Origin of the sequence: Agromyces mediolanus (genome assembly GCF_023715325.1) — a bacterium.
GTDB classification, from domain to species: domain Bacteria; phylum Actinomycetota; class Actinomycetes; order Actinomycetales; family Microbacteriaceae; genus Agromyces; species Agromyces mediolanus_A.
Genome location: NZ_JAMBNX010000002.1, coordinates 184555 through 205999 on the forward strand (window position 1 = coordinate 184555; position 21445 = coordinate 205999).

The following is a 21445-nucleotide window of genomic DNA, read 5'->3' on the forward strand; positions in this document are numbered from 1 at the left end:
AGCCGCCACGCCCTCGGGCGCATCGGATCCGGCGTCGGAGTCGCGGTTCAGCGGAACTCCGGCGCGATCTTGTTCTCGAAGGTCGAGAGCGCCGACCCGATCGCCATGTGCATGTCGAGGTACTGATAGGTGCCCAGTCGACCGCCGAAGATGACCTTCGGCTCCGCCTCGCGAAGGTCGCGGTACTTGAGCAGGCGTTCGCGATCGGCGGGCGTGTTGACCGGGTAGTACGGCTCGTCCCCGCGCTCGGCGAAGCGCGAGAACTCCTTCATGATGACGGTCTTGTCGGTCGGGTACTCCCGCTCCGGGTGGAAGTGCCGGAACTCGTGGATCCGCGTGTACGGCACCTCAGCGTCGGCGTAGTTCATGACGCTGGTTCCCTGGAAGTCGCCGACCGGCAGGACCTCCTGCTCGAAGTCGAGGGTGCGCCAGGAGAGCTCGCCCTCCGTGTAGTCGAAGTATCGATCGACCGGTCCCGTGTAGACGACGGGGACCTGGCCGACGATAGCCCGCTTGTTGATCGGCTGGCTCTCGTCGAAGAAGTCGGTGCTGAGCCGGACCTCGATCAGTGGGTGGTCGGCCATGCGCTCGAGCCACGCCGTGTAGCCGTCGACCGGCAGTCCCTCGTGCGTGTCGTTGAAGTACCGGTTGTCGTAGGTGTAGCGCACCGGGAGGCGGCTGATCACCTCGGCCGGCAGCTCCGTCGTCGGGGTCTGCCATTGCTTCGCCGTGTAGTCGCGGATGAACGCTTCGTAAAGCGGGCGCCCGATGAGCGAGATCGCCTTCTCTTCGAGGTTCTTCGCGGTCTTCGTGTCGAACTCGCCGGCCTGCTCGGCGACGAGCGCTCGCGCACCGTCCGGGCCGAGCGCCTTTCGGAAGAACTGGTTGATCGTGCCGAGGTTGATGGGCAGTGGGTACACCTCGCCACGGAAGTTCGAGTAGACGCGGTGCTCGTAGTCGGTGAACCGCGTGAATCGGTTCACGTACTCCCACACCGTCTCGTTCGAGGTGTGGAAGAGGTGCGCTCCGTACTGGTGGACCTCGATCCCGGTGACCGGCTCCGGTGCACTGAAGGCGTTCCCGCCGATGTGGTCGCGTCGATCGATCACCAGAACGCGCTGGCCGAGTTCATTGGCTACGCGCTCCGCGATGGTCAGGCCGAAGAAGCCCGATCCGACGACGATGAGGTCGGCGTCCGACATAACTCTGTTCCTCCTTCGACCGGGACCCGCGCGGTCCGCCGTACCACTCTAGCCGCCGGGAACCGAACGGACGGACCCGGCTTCTCGGGTATCATTGGCGGCTGACTGTGTCCAGGATCAGGAGAGGGTGTGCGCTTGGCCGCCATTGACATCATGTTCCCCTACTACGGGGACGTCGACCTCATGAAGGCGGCGATCAACAGCGTGCTCGAGCAATCGTTCCGTGACTGGCGCCTCGTCGTCATCGACGACGGCTACCCCGACCCGGAGCCGGCCCGCTGGTTCGGTGAGCTCACCGACGAGCGCGTGAGCTACCAGCGGAACGAGCAGAACCTCGGAGCCAACGGCAACTATCGCAAGGCGGTGGACCTCGTCGAGGCGGAGTACTTCGTCATGATGGGTGCGGACGACGTGATGGAGTCGAACTTCCTCGAGGTCGTCATGCGCGCGTTCGCCTCGTTCCCCGACGCCGATGTCGTGCAGCCGGGAGTCCGGACCATCGACGAACACGGCGAGTTCAGCAATCCGCTCCCCGACCGGGTGAAGTCCTGGTACGCACCGAAGACGAAGGTCCCTATTGTGCTGCAGGGCGAGGACATGGCGACCTCGCTCATCCGCGCGGACTGGGCCTACTTCCCGTCGCTCGCCTGGCGCTCCGCCACCGTGAAGCGGATCGGCTTCCGCCAGGGGTACGACGTCGTGCAGGACCTCGCGCTCCTGCTCGACATCGCGGCCGAGAACGGCACGATGGTCGTCGACCCGGAGATCTCCTTCCGATACCGGCGGCACTCCGCCTCGGACTCGTCGGTGAAGGCGCTCGACGGTTCGCGTTTCGACGAGGAGCGTCGCTTCTTCGAGTGGCAGGCCGACCGCTTCGGCGGGCTCGGGTGGAAGCGAAGCGCCCGCGCAGCCCGCAACCACTGGACGTCTCGGCTCAATGCGGTGACGCTCATGGCCAAGGCGGTCGGGAAGGGCAAGTTCGATTCGCTCGGTACCCTCGCTCGTCACGTCTTCGGCTGACACCGATTCCAACGACCGGGCCCCCTCACCAGTGGTGCGGGGGCCCGATTCGCGTCAGCGCTCAGCGCGATGCGGAATCGGCGCCGTGCTCAGCTTCCGCGGACCTTTCGAGCTCCTCCACGCGCACCGCGAGGAGCGCGACATCCTGAGCGAGGGTCTGCGCCTCCGACTCGAGCTTGGTGAGCTCCGAGGCGTGCTGGAGGCAGACGAGGAACAGGATCGCCAGGCTCACGAAGAACGCGAGGTTCGTCGGCACGGTGATCCCCACGAGTCCCGCGGCCCACTCGAGGGTGCCGGGGAACACTCCGACGATCAGCGCGAGGACGCCAGCCACGAGCCACCAGGTCGCGTGGCGTTCGCGGAGGTGGCGTCGACGGAGCATCTCCACGACCACCAGAAGGACGAGGAGCGCGGCGACGATCCCGAGGATGTAACTGGCGATACTCATTCGGCGCTCACATTCGCTTCACGGGAGACGTTGACCTCGCGAAGGGGGATCGGGGGGCGGATCAGCGCGAAGACGAGGGCGATCGTCGCACGCCCCAGGTACTTCGCCGCTTTCAGCGGGTTGTGCGACGGAGTCCCGCCGGCTCGCGGTCGCATCGCCACCGGCACCTGTCGGATCGTGCAGCCGGACCGGGCGGCGATCACGAGCGATTCGATCGTGTCACCGAGGTACTCCGAGGGGTAGTGGTCGGAGAAGAGGCGAACGGCGCGGGGGCCGCTCGCGCGGAATCCCGACGTCGTGTCGGTGAGCTTGGTCTTCGCGATGCGGCTCAGAATCGTCGACAGGACCAGCATCGCCCACTTGCGCGGCCCGCGGACCTCGTAGTCGCCCTCGCCGGCGAATCGAGCGCCGAGCACGACGTCCGCCTCTGCGAGTTCGGCCACCAGTGCCTCGACCCCGGCCGGATCGTGCTGCCCGTCGGAGTCGACCTGGACCACGTTGTCGAAGCCGTGCTGGAGGGCGTAGTTGAAGCCCACTCGCATCGCCCCGCCGACGCCGAGGTTGAACGGCAGCATCGCTACGATCGCGCCCGCCGACCTCGCCACCTCCGCGGTGGCGTCGGACGAGCCGTCGTCGACCACGAGGATGCTGACACCCGGAAGCTTCTCGTACGCCTCGGCGATCACCGCGGCGACGGACTCCTCCTCGTTGAGCGCCGGCATCACGATCAAAGTCTTGGCGAGTGGCGAGGGCATGGGCTCGATTCTAGTTGCTGAGCGTTGAGCGGTCGGTGCGACGAGGCCGTCAGTCGCGGTCCCGGGGCTCGCCGGCGAAGAAGAGCTCTTCCCATCCCGCGGCGGAGGTCAGTTCGGGCAGCGCGTCACGGTATCGCCGCGACAGTTCCGGCCAGCGCTTCTTCAGCTGGCGGTGCAGCCGTCGACTTTCGCGCAGGAGCCGTCGGAAGGTTCGCGGGTCCCTCGTGTATCGGACCTTCCCGCCGCCGTCCGCCGTCGAGACCAGGGCGCTGTCGAACTTCGGAAGGCGGAACCACGTCCCGTCCCGCTTCGACAGTTCGACCTGCGGAGCACGGACGAACTCGGGCCGCGGCGCGGTCAGTGCCTGTCGGAGCACCATCCGGATCGTGAAGAGCGCCAGACGTGGTCCACGCGGTCCCTTGGCGGGCCGGCCGTCGGGGGAGTGATAGACCCGCTTGCCCTGGACCGGGGCCGGGGCTTCGGCTCCGCGGAGCACGGTCTTCTCCGGGAACGCCGTGGCGATCTCCCGCAGGGTGCCCAGGATCGTCGGGAGCTCCGCCCGCATGTGCTCCGGCCCGCGCAGGATCTCGCGCAACGCGCGATGCCGCAGTTCGATCGGGTAATACTGCATGGCGAGGAGATGCCGGAGGTCCCAGCGCTGGCTGTCCTCGGTGATCGAGCCCCCACCGGGATGGGGCGAGTGCAGGAGCGCCGCCACGAAGCGGTTGCGGGCGTGGAAGTACGCCTGCCAGTCGATCGAATCGTCCTTGTCGAGCCAGGAGACGTGCCAGAGCGCAGCGCCCGGGAGGGTGACGGTCGGGTATCCGAGACCGCTCGCGCGCACGCTGTACTCGGCGTCGTCCCACTTGATGAAGGCGGGGAGCGCGTAGCCCGCCGTGCGCAGGACCTCGACGGGGATGAGGCAGAACCACCAGCCGTTGTAGTCCGCGTCCATACGGGCGTGCATCCAGCGGGTCTGCCGGAGATTGCTGTGCCGGAAGTCGTGAGGCACCTCGTCGTGCGGCTGGGCCCGCCAAACGAACGGCACGCTCTCGATCGTCTCCGCGAAGGCGTGCAGCACCGGGCGGTTGAGGAGATCGAACATGTGACCGCCGACGAGGACCGGTCGCGCCGCGAACCTCGAGAAGCGGATGGCGCGGGCGATGCTCTCGGGCTCGATCTTCACATCGTCGTCGAGCACGATGAGCGAACCGCTCTCGTCCGCATCGACCGTCTCGTACATGGAGCGCGAGAACCCACCGGATCCGCCGAGGTTCGCCTGTCGGATCACACGGAGTCGATCCCCGAGCTCGCCGGCCACCCCTGGGAAGGCCGGGTGGTCGGAGAGCAGCTCGGTGCCCTGGTCGATCACGTAGATCCGGTCGATCAGCTCCGACAGGGCCGCGTCGCCGGAGATGGCGTCGAGCGTCTCGACGCAGTACCCCGCCTTGTTCAGCGTCGTGATGCCGATCGATGCGCCACCGGTGCGCACGGGTGCGACATCGGTCTCCCACGCGCCGTCGAGCAGCACCAGATCCTCGCTCCCGGCGACGAGGTCGAACCAGTACCACCCACCGTCGCCGAACGACGTGACCGGCAGTTCGACGATCGTCTGCGCGTCCCCGCTCACCGCCTCCGATGCGACGCGCTGGGGAACGCCCTGAGCCGTCGAGCGGTAGACGAGCACGGTTCCACCGCCACGAGTGGCGACGCGCAGGCGGACGCGGTCGACGACGGTCCAGCGCTGCCAGTACGACGCGGGGAACGCGTTGAAGTAGCTCGCCAGCGATGTCCGCTCGCCCGAGGCGACGCGCAGGCTCGTGCGCCCGAGGACGTCGTCGAGATGCGCCCGGTCGCTCACCCGCACCTCGCGCCCGCCGATGGACGCCCAGACGTCGGAGTCGACGTACAGCGGCAGGACGTCGGGATCCGCATCCTGGGGGAAGACGACGTGCTGCAGTTCAGTCCAGTGATTGGCCACGGCGGTTACGGTGCTCCGGAGTCGAAAGGCGGCCAGCGGATCGGGCCGCTACGAGCCTAGCTTGCCGCGCTGCGCAGTCGCGGAATCAGCCGCAGCAGCTGGACGCCGAGGACGCACAGCTCGGCGATCGCGAGGCCCCAGGCGACCCCCGGCGCCCCGAGCAGGAACAGCAGCGGCGTCATGAGCGCCGTGCCGACGATCGCCCCGACGATGGTGCTGGAGGCCAGCACCCGGTCCATGCCGAACGCGGTGAGGCAGGCGAACCCGGTCAGCTGGGATGCGAGGATCGCGGCGAGGTTGATCGCCATCGGGACGGCGAGCGCCACGGTGATCGCCAGCGTCCCGCCCGAGAGCAGGTCACCGATCCATGGCCCGGCGAGCGCGTACATGAGTCCGCCCGCCCCGCCGATGACGACGGCGAGCACGGTCACGCGGGCGGCACGGCGCGCCATCACGCGCTCGTCCGGGTTCGGCACCCATCCCTGCGCCACTTGGACCACCGGGCGGGTCGCATAGAGCGAAAGCCGGACGATCCGCTCGGCGAGCGCGTAGGCGGCCGTGGCCTGGGGGAGGAAGACCTCGACCAGGACGATCGGGACGTTGAGGTACACCGAGGAGGTCGCGGACATCGCCACCGGGGCCGCCTGCCCGCGCAGCCCCCGGATCGCTCGGATTACCGAGATCCCGGGAGTCCATCCGCGGTACCTTCGGAGGATGTCCCAGGACGAGAGCAGCCCGGCCGCGAGTACTCCGGCGAGCTGCAGCGCGGCGAACCAGACGGCGTCACGGGTCACGATCAGCACGACGGCACCCGCGACCGTGCCGATCGTCCTGGGCCCGGTGTCGAGGAGCAGGAACCGCAGGGGGCTCGCCTCTCCCACGTAGAACCATCCGGCGCCGAGGCTGACGAGCGTGCCGCTCGCGACCGTCAGCGCCGCCAAGAGCGGGTAGCCCGGGACGAGCGCCACGGCGATGAGCACGGCGATGGGGACGATGACGACGGCCAGCCACATGCGGCTGAGCAGCGAATCGTAGAAGTACGCGCCTCGCCGCTCGGGCTCGAGCGCGGCGACCCTGGTCGGGCCCACGACGCCCCACCCGTAGACGGCCAGGACCGAGGCGAAGCCGGCCACGGCCTGGGCCACGGCGATCGCCGCCCAGGCGCGGTCGCCGGCCGCGATGATCACGGTCGGAATGACGGCCAGGCTGACCACGCCGGAGACGACGACCGACAAGCCGTAGCCGCCCGCGAAGCGCACTGCGGTCCGTGTTCTCATCCGCGGTGGTCTCCTCGGGCCGGTGGCGCCCGGGTCGGGCGGTCGATCCATTCTGCCTCACCCGACCGTCCGGTGCGTTGGCGTGGGTCCGCTCGCGCCTCTAGACTGGCTGCTGGATCGGGTGACGGCGAGGGCTGCCGGACGGGGGAACGGAGGTCCGATGTCTTTTCAGCCCGCGAACCCGGCTGGTCCGCGCAAACTGGTCGTACGACGACGGTGGCTCGAGTGGACCGCTCCGAGCAGCGATCCTCGGCGTGACGTCGACCTCTTCGTCGAGGGCCACCGGATGTGGTCGGGGCGGACGGAGCGTCCGAATCCGCGAACGCAGCGGGTGGTGTGGCCCCGGACGTTGCGCCCCTACCTCCGCGGCGACGGCGAGGCGGAGGTCCGTTCCCCGAACGGCGAGGTGCTCGCGACGGGCCGGTACTCGTTCGGTGAGTCCAGATCCGGCTGGGACCTGCGTGCGGTCGGCGCGGCGGCGCTCGTGGTGGACAAATGGGGCAAGCTCGCGACCGCCCCGAGCAAGAGCCTGCACCTCCTCCTGTTGCACGAGCTCGACGGAGTCATCCGGCAGCTGCAGGATGCCGGATACACGACGAGCGTCACCGGAGGCACCCTGCTCGGCGCCGTGCGGGCGGGCGAGATCCTCGAGCGCGACGACGACGTCGACGTCGTCGTCTATCTCGGTGAGGTCGGACCCGAGCAGGTGTCACTCGCCTCGTACGGCATCCAACGCGCGCTCGAGCGGGCGGGGCGCCGGGTGATCCGCCACAGCGACGCGCATCTGCAGATTCCCGTCGAAGACCACGCCGGAGACGCGCACGTCGACGTGTTCCTCGGGTTCCACCACGAGGGGCGTTATCACCAGCCGATCGCCGTGCGCGGCGAGCTGCCGGTCGAGGCGATCCTCCCGCTCGGCGCGGTTCACCTCGCCGGTCGGGAGTTTCCGGCGGTCGCCGATCCCGAACGCTGGCTCGAGCTCTGCTACGGACCGGATTGGCGCACGCCGGACCCGGCGTTCCGCTTCCGCACCCCGGCGACCACGCGACGACGGTTCGAGAACTGGTTCGGCGTGTACGACCTCAACCGGCATTTCTGGGAGCAGTGGCTGAACCGGCGCCCCGTCTCCTGGGAGGCGGACGCCGAACAGCTCCATGCGCTGCTGCCGCGCGCCACCCGGGTGATCGATCTCGGCTGCGGCACCGGAGCCAACGCGCGGTACCTCTCGGAACGAGGCCACCGGGTGCTCGCCCTCGACTACGCGATCGCCGCGGTGAAGGCCGCCGAGCGGATGTCGGGCGGCTCGTTCGAGGTGCGACGCGTGAATGCCGCCGACCGGCGGGACCTGATCGGGACGGCCGCCGACGAGCGCTCCTCCGGCGTCGAGCCGAACGTGCTGCTCAGCGACGTCCTCGCATATCTGACGCGACCCACCCGCGAGAACGTCTACCGCTTCCTCCAGCTCGTGCTCGGCTCCGGCGGGCGCGTACTGGCGTCGTTCCCCGTCAACCCGTCGCTCCGATACGAGCACGAGCGGCCGGACACCTGGCACCTTCCGCTCGACTGGCTCAGTGAGGAGATCGAGCCGTTCGGGCTCGGCTTCGAGGTGATCGGCCAGGAGTATCGTCGCACGAGCGCAGGGGTGCGCAGATTCGCCACCGTGGTGATCGAGCGCAGGCACCACGCATGACCGGATTCGGAACGAACCTTTGGAGGACCCGATGAGCAGACTCCGACGGGCGGTTTCTCGACTGGCGGGGCGGAAGCCCCGTCCCGCATCGAGCGCTCCCGACGTCGCCAGGCTCGAGCGAGAGCTCACCGAGGTCCGACGCGAACTCGACGAACTGCGCTCCGAGGCCCGTCGGGCAGCCGAGCTCTACGACCTCGTCTTCGAGCGTTTGGGCGAGGACGCGGCGCGCTGATCTGCGCCGCCGTGTCGCCCCGCCCGGCGCGCGCAGTGGCGACGGGAGCGCGGCACGCTCACCGGTTCGACGACTTGAGGGCGGCGATCGCCTCGTCGACGGACCCGTCGAAGATCGCGCGGCCGCGCTGCAGCACGATCCCGCGTTCGCAGAGCTCGGCCACCATACCGAGGTCGTGGCTCACGATGAAGAGCGTCTTCCTGGCGGCGACGAGTTCGCGGATCTTGGTCTTGCACTTCTCCCGGAACGGCGCATCGCCGACCGCCAGCACTTCGTCGACGAGGAGGATGTCGAGCGAGGTGTGGATGGCCACTGAGAAGGCGAGCCGAACGAACATGCCGGAGGAGTAGTGCTTCACCTCGGTGTCGATGAACTCCCCGATCTCGGAGAAGTCGACGATCTCGTCGAACTTCGCGTCGATCTCGTCCTTCGACATGCCGAGGATCGCGGCGTTCAGATACACGTTCTCGCGCCCGCTGAGGTCGGGATGGAAGCCGGCTCCGACTTCGATGAGGCCGGCCACGCGCCCCCGCGTGAGGATGCGTCCCGCATCGGGCCGAAGCACCCCGGAGACGAGCTTCAGGAGCGTCGACTTGCCCGAGCCGTTGTAGCCGAGCAGCGCGATCGACTCGCCCTCGCCCACGGTGATGTCGATCTCGTCGAGCGCCTCGAAGCTCGTCGAGATGCGCTTGCGCTGCAGCCACGCGACGAAAGTCTCCTTGAAGGAGTGCGTGTGCTGGAGTCGATACGTCTTGCGCACCCCCTCGATGATGATGCGAGGTGCGGCGTCAGAGGTCCTGGGCAAAGCGGCCCTCCAGCTTCCTGAAGACGAGCTGCCCGACGAGCAGGAGCACGAGTGCGACGATGACGCCCGTGCCGGCGAAGAGCCACAGATGCTCGGGACGTTCGGCGAGCTCGGAGGTCGTCGGGTACCAGAACGCCGAATGGAACAGCTCCACCGCGGCGGTCAGCGGGTTGGCCATGTAGAGGTCGAACAGCCACGCGGGGGCCTTGTCGCGAACCATGGTGAACGAGTAGAGCACCGGCGACGTCCACGTGGCGAAGAGCAGGATCAGCTCGACCAGGTTCTGCGCATCGCGGTAGGAGACGTTGACGGCGCCGAAGATCATGCCGAGGCCGGTCGCGAGGAGCAGCACGATCACGATGGCGAGCAGCGCACCGGCCAGTTGGACGACGGTCGGCACCCAGCCGACGAAGAGGCAGACCACCAGGAGAATGCTCAGCTGCGGGAGGAAATGCACGAAGGCGATGAAGACGTCGGCGATCGGGAAGAGCTCCCGCGGCAGGTAGATCTTCTTGACCAGCGCCTTGTTGTTCACGATCGACTTGGTCGCGTTGCCGAACGCCTCGTTGAAGAGGTTCACCACGACGATGCCCGAGAAGAGGTAGATCGGGAACCCCTCGATGCCGCGGTTCAGGTTCAGGAACACGCCCATCACGACGTAGAAGATCAAGAACTGCGCGGTCGGCTTGACGTAGGACCAGGCCCACCCGAGCACGGAGCCGTGGTAGCGCGTCAGCACCCCTTTCCGCACGAGGAGCCGCAGCAGATAGCGGTAGCGGAAGACGTCCGCGATGCCGCGGCTCGTGCCGGGGACGACGAAGCCGGACAGATCGGCGGAGGACTGCGGCTCGGACATCCCGACGATTCTAGTCGGCCGCGCTCAGCGCGCGCCCACCGCCAGCGCATCGCGCCAGCTCATGTCCCGCGCGGCTTTGACCGCACAGACGACGAGCAGCATCCAGCCGCCTTCGAGCAGTGCGAAGCTCTCGGCGAAGCTGGTGACGGCGATCACGACGAGCATCATCGCCGGCCACGCGTAGACGACGCTGCGGCGGTTGGATGCGAGCAGCCACGCCCGCACCAGGGCGACGCCGACGAGGGCGACGAGCAGGAGCGCGCCGATGACGCCGACCTGGAAGTACGCGTCCATGTACGCGTTCAGCGCGGACTCGTGCGGGCGGCCGGTGGCCACCTCGATCCAGGTGTACGGGATCCGGTCCGGCCACGGCCCGACGAACCCCCACCCCTGCATCGGGTTGGTGTTGAGGTAGCGCGACAGCTCCCGCCACACGTCGAGCCGCACGTCGAACTCGCCGCGCGCGTCGAGCGCCTCGATGATCTGCACCCGGAACGCCCAGCCGAGGACGACCGCGACGACACCCGTGCTGATGAGGGCGAGCTGCCAGTTGCGGCGGGTCGCCGGCTGTGCCCGGCGCAGGCCGTAGAGCGCGAGTGTGGCGACGAGCGCCGCGCCGAGCGCGATCCAGGTGGTGGGGGACCCGGAGAGGACGAGGCATCCCGCCGCCAGCACGAAGGAGGCGATCGCCCGGCCGCGACGGACGCTCTTCGTGCGCCATTCGATGACGAACGTGAGCAGGGCGATGAGGGCGACGAAGCCGAGGAGGTTGCGGGAGCCGAAGAGGCCCTGGATGGGGCCGAGGGAGGCGAGGTCGCCCTTGATGCCGAGGAAGACGATCGGCAGGTCGAGGAGCAGGCCCGAGAGCACCTCGAGCACGAGCGACACCGTGAGGAGCACCCGCAGCACATCGCCGAACGCCCGGACGATCTGGATCGTGTCCCGCATGAGCGCGACGTACACGCCGAGCACCGTGAAGGCGACGAGGTAGGCGACGCCGGCGACGCTCCGCGCAGGGGTCGCGCTCCAGATCACGGAGGCGGCGCACCAGCCGACGAAGACGAGAATCGTGAGGGGCAGGATGCCGTACCACTCGACCGCGCGCCACCTCGCGACGAGTGAGACGCCGCAGAGGGCGATGAGCGCCGTCAGCGCCGCGAGCAGACCGGGCCAGCCGACGAGGCTGCGGATCGCGTGCGTCGAGAAGGCGAGGCCGACCGCGATCAGCGTGAGCGCCTGGGCGAAGCGGGCGGAGCCCGCGAATTCGCGCAGCGCCGCGACGGCCGGGCGCTCGGTCATCGGTGGGCGCTCCCGATCATGCGTCGGTCCGGGGCGGGAGTCGGTGCGCCGGGACGGGCGGCGCCTCGGCCGGCATCGGTTCGGGCTGCCACTGGCCGCGCTTGGTCGACCAGGCGATCACGACGAGGAGGGCGAGCCCGCCCTCGACGAGCAGCCGGCTCTCGGCGAAGCTCTGCCCGATCAGCGCGACGAGCAGGAGCAGCGGGGCCAGGGAGGCCGCCGTGTGCGGCAGGCGGCGGCCGACGGCGTCCATCGGCGGGTCGACCGCGAGGAACCAGCTGCGCCAGAGGGCCCCGATCACGATCGAGACGAACGCGAGGAGGCCGAGCACGCCGAGCTGCATCCACACGTCGAGCCACGCGTCGTGCGCCTGCAGGTACGTGACGCCCTTCCGCACCGCGAGGTCTTCGAACTGCGGCACCCACGGCATCCAGTAGCCGATCCAGCCCCAGCCGAACCACGGTCGCTCGATCGCCATCCCGATGACCGCGTTCCAGATGTCGAGGCGGCCGGTGAGATCTTCGCCCTTGCCGAACAGGCGGAGCAGGAGGTCCCAGCCGACGACGAGCGCGGTCACGCCGGCGACGAGGGCGCCGAGCGCGGTGGCATAGACCCCGCGGCGGCGCTCGGGTCCGACCCGCCGCGCCCAGATCGCGAAGCCCAGGGCGGCGGCGACGAGGACGCCCGCGAGGATGACGGTCGCCGAACGGGTGAGCGCGAGCGTGAGGAGGGCGATCACGAGCCAGGCGACGCCGGGGCCGCGACGCACGCTGCCTGCGGCGAGCATGGTGGCGAACAGGATGACGGCGAGCAGGGCGACCATCGCGAGGAGGTTGCGACTCGCCACGATGCCCTCGATCGGGCCGCCACCGAGTAGGAGCCCGCGCGACCAGTAGAACGCCATCGGCAGCTTCTCGCCGGTGACCTCGAAGTCGGGGAAGTTCGGCAGCAGCGGTGCCCGCATGAAGACGGCCACCCAGAGCTCGAAGAGGAGGGAGAGCGCGAGGACCCACTTCAGGGCGCCGCCGAGGGTGCGCGCGATGCGATTCCAGCTCAGTGCGGTCGCCAGCGCGACGCCGACGAAGATCGTGACGAGCGCCAGTGCGACGCCGAGCGCCGAGGACGCCGGATAGGCGGACCAGGCGATCGACATCGTCGCGATGAGCGCGAACGCGAGCGTGGACTTCGGGACCCGCCGCCAGCTCCACGTCGGCCGTTCGGCCAGGAGCAGCCAGACGCCGCCCAGGACGACGAGGAGCGCGATCGCTCCGAAGCCCCACCACCCGAGCAGATTCCGCCAGAACTGCCCGGCGAACAGCGTGAAGAACGCGAAGGTCGCGTACGCGCCCACGAACGTGTCGCGCCGGGCCGGAGTCATGCGGACAAGCGTAGCGCGGCGGCTCAACTCCCCACGGTGCGGCGCACGGGCGGGGCGGCCGGCTGCACCCGGACGTCGACTACCTGGCCGGTAAGACCGGAGTCGAGCACGGCCAGCGAGACCCGGGCCACCTCGTCGGGGTCCAGCAGCGTCCCCGCGGGCTCGTCGCCGAACGCCTGGACGCGCATGGGAGTGCGGGTGCGCTGCGGGTTGATGCAGTTGACCGAGACCCCGGCATCGGCCCACTCGTCGGCGAGGGCCTGGGTGAGATTCACGACGCCGGCCTTCGTCGCCGAGTACATGCTGTAGCCGGCGCGACCACGCGTGTAGGAGCTCGAGGTGAAGAGCAGCAGCTGGCCGCCCGACGCCTCCAGATACGGGTAGGCCTCTTGCGCGACCTTGGCCGGCCCGACGAGGTTCGTGTCGACGGTGCGTCGGAGCCGCTTCTTCGAGGTTCGCGTCAGGTCGGACATCGTGAGCACGCCCGCGGTGACCACGACAAAGTCGATCGGCCCCGACTCGGCCGCCTCGGCGAGGGCTCGTCGCACCGTCTTCCGCGAACCGATGTCGGTGCCGGTCGTGCTCCGGCTGAACGCGTGCACGGTGGCCCCGGCTTGGCGTGCCCGCTCCGCGATAGCGGCACCGATGCCGTAGCTGCCGCCGAACACGACGACCGAGCGGCCGTCGAGATCGGGCAGTTCGGTGTCGCTCGCCTGCGCGGCGAAGGAGGCGGACTGCAGCTGGAAGATCTTGTCGGCGATGTGCAGGTCGAGCGGTTCGGTGACCTTCATGTTCTCGGCGGTCCCCTCGACGACCTTGATGCGCACCTCGGGGAGATAGGTGAACACTACGCCGCAGTCGTCGGTCGCGGCGAAGGCCGGGTCGTCGGCCGCGAGCTCGTAGGCGCGGCGGATGACGGAGAGTCGGAAACCCTGCGGCGTCTGGCCCCTGCGGAGCCTCGCTCGCTTCGGGATCCCGGCGATCACCGAGTCGTCGTCGACCTCGATGATCGTGTCGGCGGAGGCGATGGCGGTGTCGACCGCCTCGTACTCGTCGAGGGCCCCGATGCAGTCGTCGATGATGCGGTCGTCGACGAACGGGCGGACCGCGTCGTGGAACAGCACCTTCCCGTCCGCCGGGAGCACTGCGAGGGCAGCCTTCGTGCTGTCGTTGCGCGTCTCGCCGCCGGGGATGATGTCGACGAGCTTCGTGAACCGTGCGTCGTCGCGCAGATGATCGAGCTCGTGGATGGCGCCGGCGTTCATGACGACGAGGATCTCGTCGATCGCCGGGTTCGCGTCGAGGCGCTCGAGCGTGTGCTCCACGATGGCTTTTCCAGCGATGCGGATGAGCTGCTTCGGCATGCCGAGGCCGACACGGGTGCCGACCCCTCCGGCCAGTACGACAGCGGTCGTCTTCAGCGGGAACCACTCCTTCGGATGAGTCTCACGCAGTGAATCTCTGAACCGCGCGTGAACCGGCGACACCTGCGTGGTGCGAGCTCACTCGATGGTAGCGGGCGCCGTTCATGGAGTCGAATCTCCGCTTGCTCGTTGGGATACTAGACTCGCTCCGATCGCATCGCGGTCGAGGCGGTGGGGCCCACTGCTGATCCATCTGATGCGACGAGTGGTCGCGGGTGACGAGGAGGCGCGGGAACGCGTGGCAGAATCAGCACGGAACAGGCGAATCTGGCTGTTCAACGCAGCGGAGTACGCAGGCAACCCGAAGTGGCTGCTGGCCTATGTCGCGCTGCATCGGCCTGATATCGACGCCTACTGGATCTCCGATTCGTCGAGTGTGGTCAAGCAGGTGCGCCGTGCGGGCTACCAGGCGCTGCTGTTCACCGGGAGCGAGAGCCTCCGCATTCAGCGGTCCGCCGGTGTCTTCGTGGTGAATCAGGTGAAGGAGCGCATTCCCGAGGCGCTCCGCGGCGTGGTCCTCCTGAATCTCTGGCACGGGGTCGGGGTGAAGCGCGTCGAGCGCGCGATGACCACGGGCGTGCTGATGCCGCGGATCGTCGGCAAGTACGTTCGCAACAACAAGGCCTACCGGGACACTCAGCTCTTCCTCGTCAGTTCGGAACTGATGGAGCAGCACTTCCGAGATCAGATCGGGTTCGACGAGGCGCAGATCATTCGAGCCGGGTACCCGCAGAACACGTATCGCCGGCTCCACGGAGGACTCGCCACCTTCGACCACGGCATCCGGCGGGCGAAGGGCCTCGGCGAGCAGACCCGGATCGTGCTCTACGCTCCGACGCATCGGGTCGGCGGCAATGCCGGGTTCATCACTCGGGCGCTTCCCGACCTGGACCGAGTGATCGAGGTCCTCGAACGCAGCGACCAGCTGCTGATCCTCAAGATGCACCCGCATCTCGTGAACGATGCAGCCTATGTCGAGCTGAAGCGCAGATACGCGTCCCATCCTCGGCTTCTGTTCTGGGACAACGCGCTCGACGTCTACGAGGTATTCGATCAGGTGGACACGGCGATCGTCGACTACTCCTCCATCCACTACGACCTGGTCGCCGCCGGGGTGCGCTCGTACATCAGGTACGCCTACGATCTCGGTGAGCCGGGCACGCTCGAGCCGGGCTTCGACTACCTGGAGCTCTCCAGGGGGACGCTCGCCAGGAGCTTCGAGGAACTCCTCGTGGCGCTCGAGGGCGACAACACCGTGCCCGAGACCGACCTCGATGCGCTTCGCGCGCAGTTCTGGTCGTACGACGACGACGCCTCGCTCGACCGCATCGTCGAGCACGCGCTGGCCTTCCAGGTCCGGGACATCCCGCTGCCGACGCTCCACAGCTTCGACATCTTCGACACGGTGCTGCATCGCCGCGGCGTCACCCCCGCTTCGATCTTTCATGCGGTGCGCCGCGAGATCGTTCGAGCTGGCGACGACTTCCCCCAGTTCCTCGCGCAGCGCTTCGTCGAAGTGCGCCAGCAGAGCGAAGCCGCGGTTCGCGAAGGGCGCCGCAAGGATCCGCTGCGCGCCGCTACCGCGGAGTTCGAGATCAGCCTCGAGGGCATCTACGAGCGCATCGGCCGAGTGTTCGATCTGGAGCATCGTCAGATCGAGCGCCTGATGGCCTGGGAGATCGAGTACGAGGTCCGTGACGTCGTCCCCGACGCCGTCGTCGTCGAACAGGTTCGCGGGCTCGTCGACGCCGGGGAGCGGGTCGTGCTCATCAGCGACATGTATCTCCCGCGCCCGGTCATCCGACGGATGCTCGAGCGCGCGGATCCGGTGCTCGCGGCGCTGCCGCTCTACCTCTCGAGCGAGTACGGCGTGCAGAAATCGACGAAGCACCTGTACGTGAAGGCCTTCGTCGATCTCGGCTACGACTTCGAACGGTGGATCCACACCGGTGACAACGCGCACGCCGATATCCGGATGGCTGCGCAGCTCGGCATCACGACCGTCCAGATCCCGGCCACGACGCTCGATGCGTACGAGCGGTCGCTCATCCAGACCGTCGGATCCTACGACGGCCACCTCCTCGCCGGGATGCTGCGCGGACAGCGACTGACCCAGCCCACGCGCGCGGAGCTCTTCGCGTACCGCACCGGCGCGCTCTACCTCGTTCCCTACGTGCTGTGGGCGGTGCAGGACGCCGTGGCCCGTGGGTACGAGACCCTGTACTTCATCTCCCGCGACGGCCATCTCCTGCACCGCATCGCCGATCAGTGCATCGAGACGCTCGGGCTCCCGTTGAAGACGCGCTACATCTACGGCTCGCGTCGCGCCTGGCGGCTCGCCTCCCAGCTCGACGGCATCGACGACGACACGTTCGCGCCGCACGGCAGCTTCGGCGGGATCCGCACCTTCGCGGGCCTCGTCGAAGCCTCCAGACTGCAAGAAGACGAGCTGCTCCGGCTCTTCCCCGAGTTCGAGCGCCACCGGCGGGTGGGACGGTTCGACGCCGGGACGGCGGCGTCGATCGTGGAGACGATGCGCGCGTCGAGCAGGTACCGGGCGCGGTTGCAGGCGCTGGCCGAGGAGGACCGTGTCCTCACGACGGCCTACCTGGCGCAGGAGATCGACTTCACGGAGTCGTTCGCGTTCGTCGAGTACTGGGGGCGCGGCTACACGCAGGACTGCCTGGTGCGCCTCTTCGGATCGATGGGAGTCGACACCGGCGCTCCCTTCTACTATGCGCGGAGCATCTACCCCTCGGCGACGTCCGCCGAGCGCCACAATTACACCTCCGCCTCGTACTCGCTCCTGCTCATCGAGGCGCTCTTCGCCAACCTGCCGCACGGAACGACGGAGGGGTACGAGCGGGTGGACGGGCGCATCGTGGCCCGGACGACGCCCCGCGCGTACAACGCGACCCTGCTCGACGCGATGGAACGGATGCTGCCGAAGTTCGCGTGCGACCTCCTCGCCCTGCCGGCGCTCGACCGCGCGCAGCTCGCCCGCGACGGATTCCGCTTCGGGTTCGAGCACTACCGGACGCAGCCCGGGTTCGTCGACTACGTGGACCTCATCGCCCCGTTGCGCGATTCCGTCGAACTCGGAGGCACCGAGCGGGAGTTCGCGCCGGTGCTGACGCTCCGGGATCTCGTGGCCTTCCTCCGGGGGCGGCCGATGGGCGAGATCACGAGGTCGTTCCCCATCAGCATGAAGCGCTCCACCGGGCTCGCGCCGAGGCTGTTCCGGCTGCAGCGCGAGGTGGGGTTCCGTCGGGTGGCCAAACGTTTCGGGCGTCGCCTCGCCGGGCTGATGCCACGGCGTCCGGCGCAGCCGTCGTCGGCGCAGCATGCGGCGAACCCGCCCACCCCGAGCGGTGACGCCACCGGGTGAAACGATCGAGGCGCGCGGGGACTCAGGCGTCCCCGCGCGGGACGAACACCGCGTCGACGAGACGGCCCGCCGCGGCGCCGTCCTCGAGCTCCAGGTACTGGGCGCGGAAACGACGCACCGCGTCGGCGTACTCTTCCCGCACCGCGTCCAGGTTCGCGAGACCGGCGGCCACCTCGTCGAAGGTGCGCACCCACGGGCCCGGGGCCGTCGGCCCGTACGGCACCATCGGTGCACGGCCCTCGAAGTACTCCTCCAGATCCGGCACGTGGAACAGCATCGGCTTGCCGGTGAGCGCGTAGTCGAAGCGCAGCGAGGAGTAGTCGAGGATGGCGGCGTCCGAAGCGAGCATGAGATCGGTGATGGACGGGTGATCCGTGACATCGATGACGTTCTGCCCGGCGACGGAGTAGCCGACTCTCGAGTTCATCACGTGACCTCGGACGAGGATCACCTGGGTGTCCCGGAACCTGTCGGCGAGGCGAGCGAGATCGAGGGACGCGATCGGGCGGGCGCGGAACTCGTCGAGTGAGAGGTAGTCGCGATAGGTGGGCGCGTACAGCACCGCTTTCCGATCCTCGGGGATGCCGAGCTCGGCGCGTGTGCGCTGCCGGATCTGCTCCGCCTCGGCTCGCAACAGGATGTCGTTGCGCGGATAGCCGATCTCGAGCATCTGCCCACGCCACGCCTCGCGGGGCAGGAACTCCTCCAGGAGCGGGGTCGCATACGCCGCGGGGGAGACGAAGTAGTCCCACTCGGCGGCCCGCGCCTCGAACGATGCGATGCGCGCGGGCGGAAGGCCGCTCGCCTCCCAGTGGCGCCGGCCTGCAAGCTTGAACGGGTAGCCGTGCATGGTCTGGATCACGACCTGCTCGCGCCCCCGGACGAACCAATCCGGCTGGTGCACGTTGACGACGAGGTACTTCGACCCGTTGATCGCCCGGTAGAACTCCTCCGAGTGCTCCAGCACCCGGGTGCCGCCCTCGGGAACCGGGACCCGATGGTCGATCGTCGACCAGATGAGTTCCAGGGGGCTTCCGCGGCGGCGGAGTTCGTGGTGGATCGCTTCCGCGGAGTCGCCGGTGACCTCGCCGTAGAGGCAGCGGAAGAAGACCGCGGGGCGAGCGGGCCGGTCACTGGCGGTGAGGGCGCTCGACTCGCGCATCCGTCGCTGCCAGTACCGGCTGCGCTCCTGCTGGTCGAGCGGCGGCGCGATCTCGAGGCGCACGCGCCCGTCGGCGTTCTGCTGCACCCAGAGGCGGACGTCCGAGCGGGCGAACTCGAGCGGCAGTCGTGCACCGAGGGCGCCGGAGTCGATGGGTGCGAAGCCGGTACCGGCCCACTCGATGCGCAGGCGGTAGATGCCACTCGGGGCGATCCGCGGCTCTCCGCCCCACATGGGGAAGTGGAGGGGGAACCGGGCGAGGTACTCGCCGTCGACCCTCTGGAGGGGTTCGCTCCTGATCTCGTGCTTCGCTGAACGGAACACCGCCGTCACGCCGGACTCCGGGATGCCGATCGCGGTGAACCGCGCGATGAGGACGTCGTCCACGAGCTCGATCGACTGCAGGTCCGCACTGCGGGAGCGTTCGACGAGGAGGGCAGCGTGCCCCGGGTAGTAGATCCGCGCGGGGTCCGCGGGCTCGATGCGGGGTTGCAGCAGGGCGCCGCTCGGACGGCGTTCGACGCTGAACGGGCCGGCGCCGGGCGTGCCGCGGAGGGGGATCGCGGAGTCGGCGATGACGGCGATCCACCGGCCGTCCGCCAGGCGGGCTTCGAGCCGCCAGACCTGCTCCGCCCGCGCCTGCTTCGTCCGGGTGTTCGGCTGGGGCAGTTCCAGTTCGGTGTCGAACTCCCGGGCGCCGGGCTGGATCCTCGCGATGGCCGAGGGGATGGCGAACCGGTCATCGGCCCGCACCAGTGCGATCGCGGTGACCTCTTCGGCGGCGCGACCATCGACCAGCAGCCGCTCGGCATCGAACCGTGCACGCTTCAGCGTGACGGCCGGGCGGCTCACGCGCAGGACGAGGCATCCGAGGTGGTCCGAGACGGCGTCGACGACGACGCCGGTGCCGAGCGCCCGCGCCGGGGCGTCTCCGCTCGGCCGCCCGTCGTTCAGCTTCCCGACGCGGGCGATCCCGCCGGAGGTGAGCTTCAACTCGGTGTACCAATCACCGGGCTCCAGCTCCGCCGTCGCTGGATCGAGCAGGAGCCGGAAGTGCGCTTTCGTGCCGTCGGTGTTCGGAGTCGCGAAGGATGCCGTCCGCAACTCGTCGGCGGTCCACTCGATGTCGACCGCGATGCGGGTGGAGCCCTGCACGAGCTCTGCGGCGATGTCGACGTCGTGCGCGGCCGGATCGAGGCCGGTGATCGCGGCGTGCCCGCTCACCTCGAGCCGCCCGTCCTCCCGCCAGCGGACCCGTTGCGTCCGGCTGCGCAGGCGCGACTGGAACTCGCTGAGCCGGAACGCCTCCGGAGCGACCCCGGCCAGGTGCGCGGTGAGGCGGCCGAAGTCCGCCTCGATGGTCGCGCCGACGACTCGGGACTCGAGCTGATCTGCCTGCCAGCCTCCGCCGAGGAGGAACGCAGTGAGATCGTCGCGCCGGTCGGCCACGATGAGCGAGAACGCGACCTTGTTGCGCGCCGGGACGTTCGCCCAGATCCGGGGGTCGCCGCGCACCTCCTCGACGAGCCTGCGCAGTGCCGCGACGAACTCGCCCCATTGCTCCGCGCTGGCGTCGGGGAGCATCGGGATCATGTGCGAGTAATCGTTCGAGAGGAGCTGCTCGAGCCTGGTGGCGCGCGCCTCCGCCAGCCCGGCCGCGTCGAGGAAGGCGAGCGAGTCGAGGGCGACGCGGAGGTGGTCCCGGGTGTTCCGGACGTCCAGCACGGCCTGCGAGATCGAGGAGCCGTCGTCGCGGACGCGCCAGTTGATCGCCGGGTGCGTGAGCACGTCGAAACGATCGGCGAGCGCGTACGCGCGGGTGGAGACGGGCTGGTCCTCGTAGAGGATGCCCTCGGGGAAGCTCAACCCCTGCTTCCGCCAGAAGCTCGTGCGATAGACCTTGCTCCAGGCGACCGCGTTCACCTGGATCGAGGGATCGTCGGCGAGCCGGGCGCCCAGCCGCTCCGCCGCGTGCGCCTCGTAGATCCACGGCCCGGCGGGATGCTCGACGTCGCGCACCAGTCGGCGGTACGGCATCACCGCGAAGTCGGATCCGGTGCGCCGCAGGGTGGCGATCGTGTACCGGTACGCGTGGCGGTCGACGGTGTCGTCGCTGTCGACGAAGGCGAGGAACTCCCCGCGGGCAGCGCGCGCCCCCGTGTTGCGCGCAGCGCCCAGGCCGGCATTCTCCTGCCGGATGACGCGGACGCGAGGGTCCAGTCGACGGAACCGTCGAGCGATGCGAGTGCTCCCGTCGGTGCTTCCGTCGTCGACGATGACGACGTCCAGCGCCCGATAGCGCTGTCGCAGGAGCGACCGCAGCATCGTCGAGAGGTAGGTCTCGACGTTGTAGACGGGGACCACGACCGTGAGCACCCCCGCTGCGGCACGATCCGGGGCGACGGCCGACAGGATCCGTCGCCGCACCCCGTAGGCGCGTCCGAGGATATCCCGGGCGGCCTCCCGAGCGGGCAGCAGGCCGGGCGCCCCCAGCGTGCGGTAGATCGACGATTTCAGACTCATGGGAC

The 21445-nt window shown here is 69.0% G+C and carries 15 protein-coding genes; 4 read left to right on the plus strand and 11 right to left on the minus strand.

Annotated elements, in window-relative coordinates; all coding sequences use genetic code 11:
* Positions 1 to 47: 47 nt before the first annotated feature.
* Positions 48 to 1202, minus strand: a complete 1155-nt coding sequence (gene glf, locus M3147_RS04610) for a UDP-galactopyranose mutase (protein ID WP_251202306.1) — start codon at positions 1200 to 1202, stop codon at positions 48 to 50.
* Positions 1203 to 1337: 135 nt separating this feature from the next.
* Here glf and M3147_RS04615 point away from each other — a divergent pair, with 135 nt between their 5' ends.
* Positions 1338 to 2222 carry a glycosyltransferase family 2 protein gene (locus M3147_RS04615; protein ID WP_308201043.1) on the plus strand — a complete coding sequence of 295 codons (885 nt, stop codon included), beginning with the start codon at positions 1338 to 1340 and terminating at the stop codon, positions 2220 to 2222.
* A 61-nt stretch (positions 2223 to 2283) separates the two neighbouring features.
* On the opposite strand, the gene M3147_RS04620 is transcribed toward M3147_RS04615, so the two are convergent.
* The 4 genes from M3147_RS04620 to M3147_RS04635 are packed head-to-tail and all read right to left on the minus strand — an operon-like array spanning position 2284 to position 6683.
* A complete protein-coding gene (locus M3147_RS04620) occupies positions 2284 to 2670 on the minus strand; it encodes a DUF2304 domain-containing protein (protein ID WP_251202307.1) in 387 nt (128 codons plus the stop codon).
* Entirely contained in the window at positions 2667 to 3425 is a 759-nt protein-coding gene (locus M3147_RS04625) for a glycosyltransferase family 2 protein (protein WP_251202308.1), read from the minus strand. The genes M3147_RS04620 and M3147_RS04625 overlap by 4 nt, the downstream gene beginning before the upstream one ends.
* Positions 3426 to 3474: 49 nt before the next feature.
* Entirely contained in the window at positions 3475 to 5406 is a 1932-nt protein-coding gene (locus tag M3147_RS04630) for a glycosyltransferase (protein WP_251202309.1), read from the minus strand.
* 56 nt (positions 5407 to 5462) lie between these two features.
* The gene (locus tag M3147_RS04635; RefSeq protein ID WP_251202310.1) at positions 5463 to 6683 is read right to left on the minus strand and encodes a hypothetical protein; all 1221 of its coding nucleotides are present in this window, start codon (positions 6681 to 6683) and stop codon (positions 5463 to 5465) included.
* 160 nt (positions 6684 to 6843) lie between these two features.
* On the opposite strand from M3147_RS04635, the gene M3147_RS04640 reads away from it, so the two are divergent.
* Positions 6844 to 8373 (plus strand): class I SAM-dependent methyltransferase, encoded by a 1530-nt coding sequence (locus M3147_RS04640; RefSeq protein ID WP_251202311.1) that lies wholly within the window; start codon positions 6844 to 6846, stop codon positions 8371 to 8373.
* A gap of 31 nt (positions 8374 to 8404) precedes the next feature.
* Positions 8405 to 8605 carry a hypothetical protein gene (locus tag M3147_RS04645; RefSeq protein WP_251202312.1) on the plus strand — a complete coding sequence of 67 codons (201 nt, stop codon included), beginning with the start codon at positions 8405 to 8407 and terminating at the stop codon, positions 8603 to 8605.
* A gap of 58 nt (positions 8606 to 8663) precedes the next feature.
* On the opposite strand, the gene M3147_RS04650 is transcribed toward M3147_RS04645, so the two are convergent.
* Genes M3147_RS04650 through M3147_RS04670 form a run of 5 tightly spaced genes read right to left on the minus strand, consistent with a single transcriptional unit; the run spans position 8664 to position 14397 of the window.
* Positions 8664 to 9410 (minus strand): ABC transporter ATP-binding protein, encoded by a 747-nt coding sequence (locus tag M3147_RS04650; RefSeq protein WP_251202313.1) that lies wholly within the window; start codon positions 9408 to 9410, stop codon positions 8664 to 8666.
* Positions 9394 to 10266, minus strand: a complete 873-nt coding sequence (locus M3147_RS04655) for an ABC transporter permease (protein WP_251202314.1) — start codon at positions 10264 to 10266, stop codon at positions 9394 to 9396. The genes M3147_RS04650 and M3147_RS04655 overlap by 17 nt, the downstream gene beginning before the upstream one ends.
* A 24-nt stretch (positions 10267 to 10290) precedes the next feature.
* Positions 10291 to 11565: an O-antigen ligase family protein gene (locus M3147_RS04660; protein ID WP_251202315.1), complete on the minus strand. Its 1275-nt coding sequence runs from the start codon at positions 11563 to 11565 to the stop codon at positions 10291 to 10293.
* Positions 11566 to 11581: 16 nt separating this feature from the next.
* The gene (locus M3147_RS04665; RefSeq protein WP_251202316.1) at positions 11582 to 12943 is read right to left on the minus strand and encodes an O-antigen ligase family protein; all 1362 of its coding nucleotides are present in this window, start codon (positions 12941 to 12943) and stop codon (positions 11582 to 11584) included.
* A gap of 23 nt (positions 12944 to 12966) precedes the next feature.
* Positions 12967 to 14397, minus strand: coding sequence for a bifunctional cytidylyltransferase/SDR family oxidoreductase (locus M3147_RS04670; protein WP_308201048.1), 1431 nt, complete (start codon positions 14395 to 14397; stop codon positions 12967 to 12969).
* A 208-nt stretch (positions 14398 to 14605) separates the two neighbouring features.
* Between M3147_RS04670 and M3147_RS04675 the strand changes: the two genes are divergently transcribed.
* Positions 14606 to 17755: a CDP-glycerol glycerophosphotransferase family protein gene (locus M3147_RS04675; protein WP_251202318.1), complete on the plus strand. Its 3150-nt coding sequence runs from the start codon at positions 14606 to 14608 to the stop codon at positions 17753 to 17755.
* Between the two features lie 22 nt (positions 17756 to 17777).
* On the opposite strand, the gene M3147_RS04680 is transcribed toward M3147_RS04675, so the two are convergent.
* A complete protein-coding gene (locus M3147_RS04680; protein WP_251202319.1) occupies positions 17778 to 21440 on the minus strand; it encodes a bifunctional glycosyltransferase/CDP-glycerol:glycerophosphate glycerophosphotransferase in 3663 nt (1220 codons plus the stop codon).
* Between the last annotated feature and the right edge of the window lie 5 nt (positions 21441 to 21445).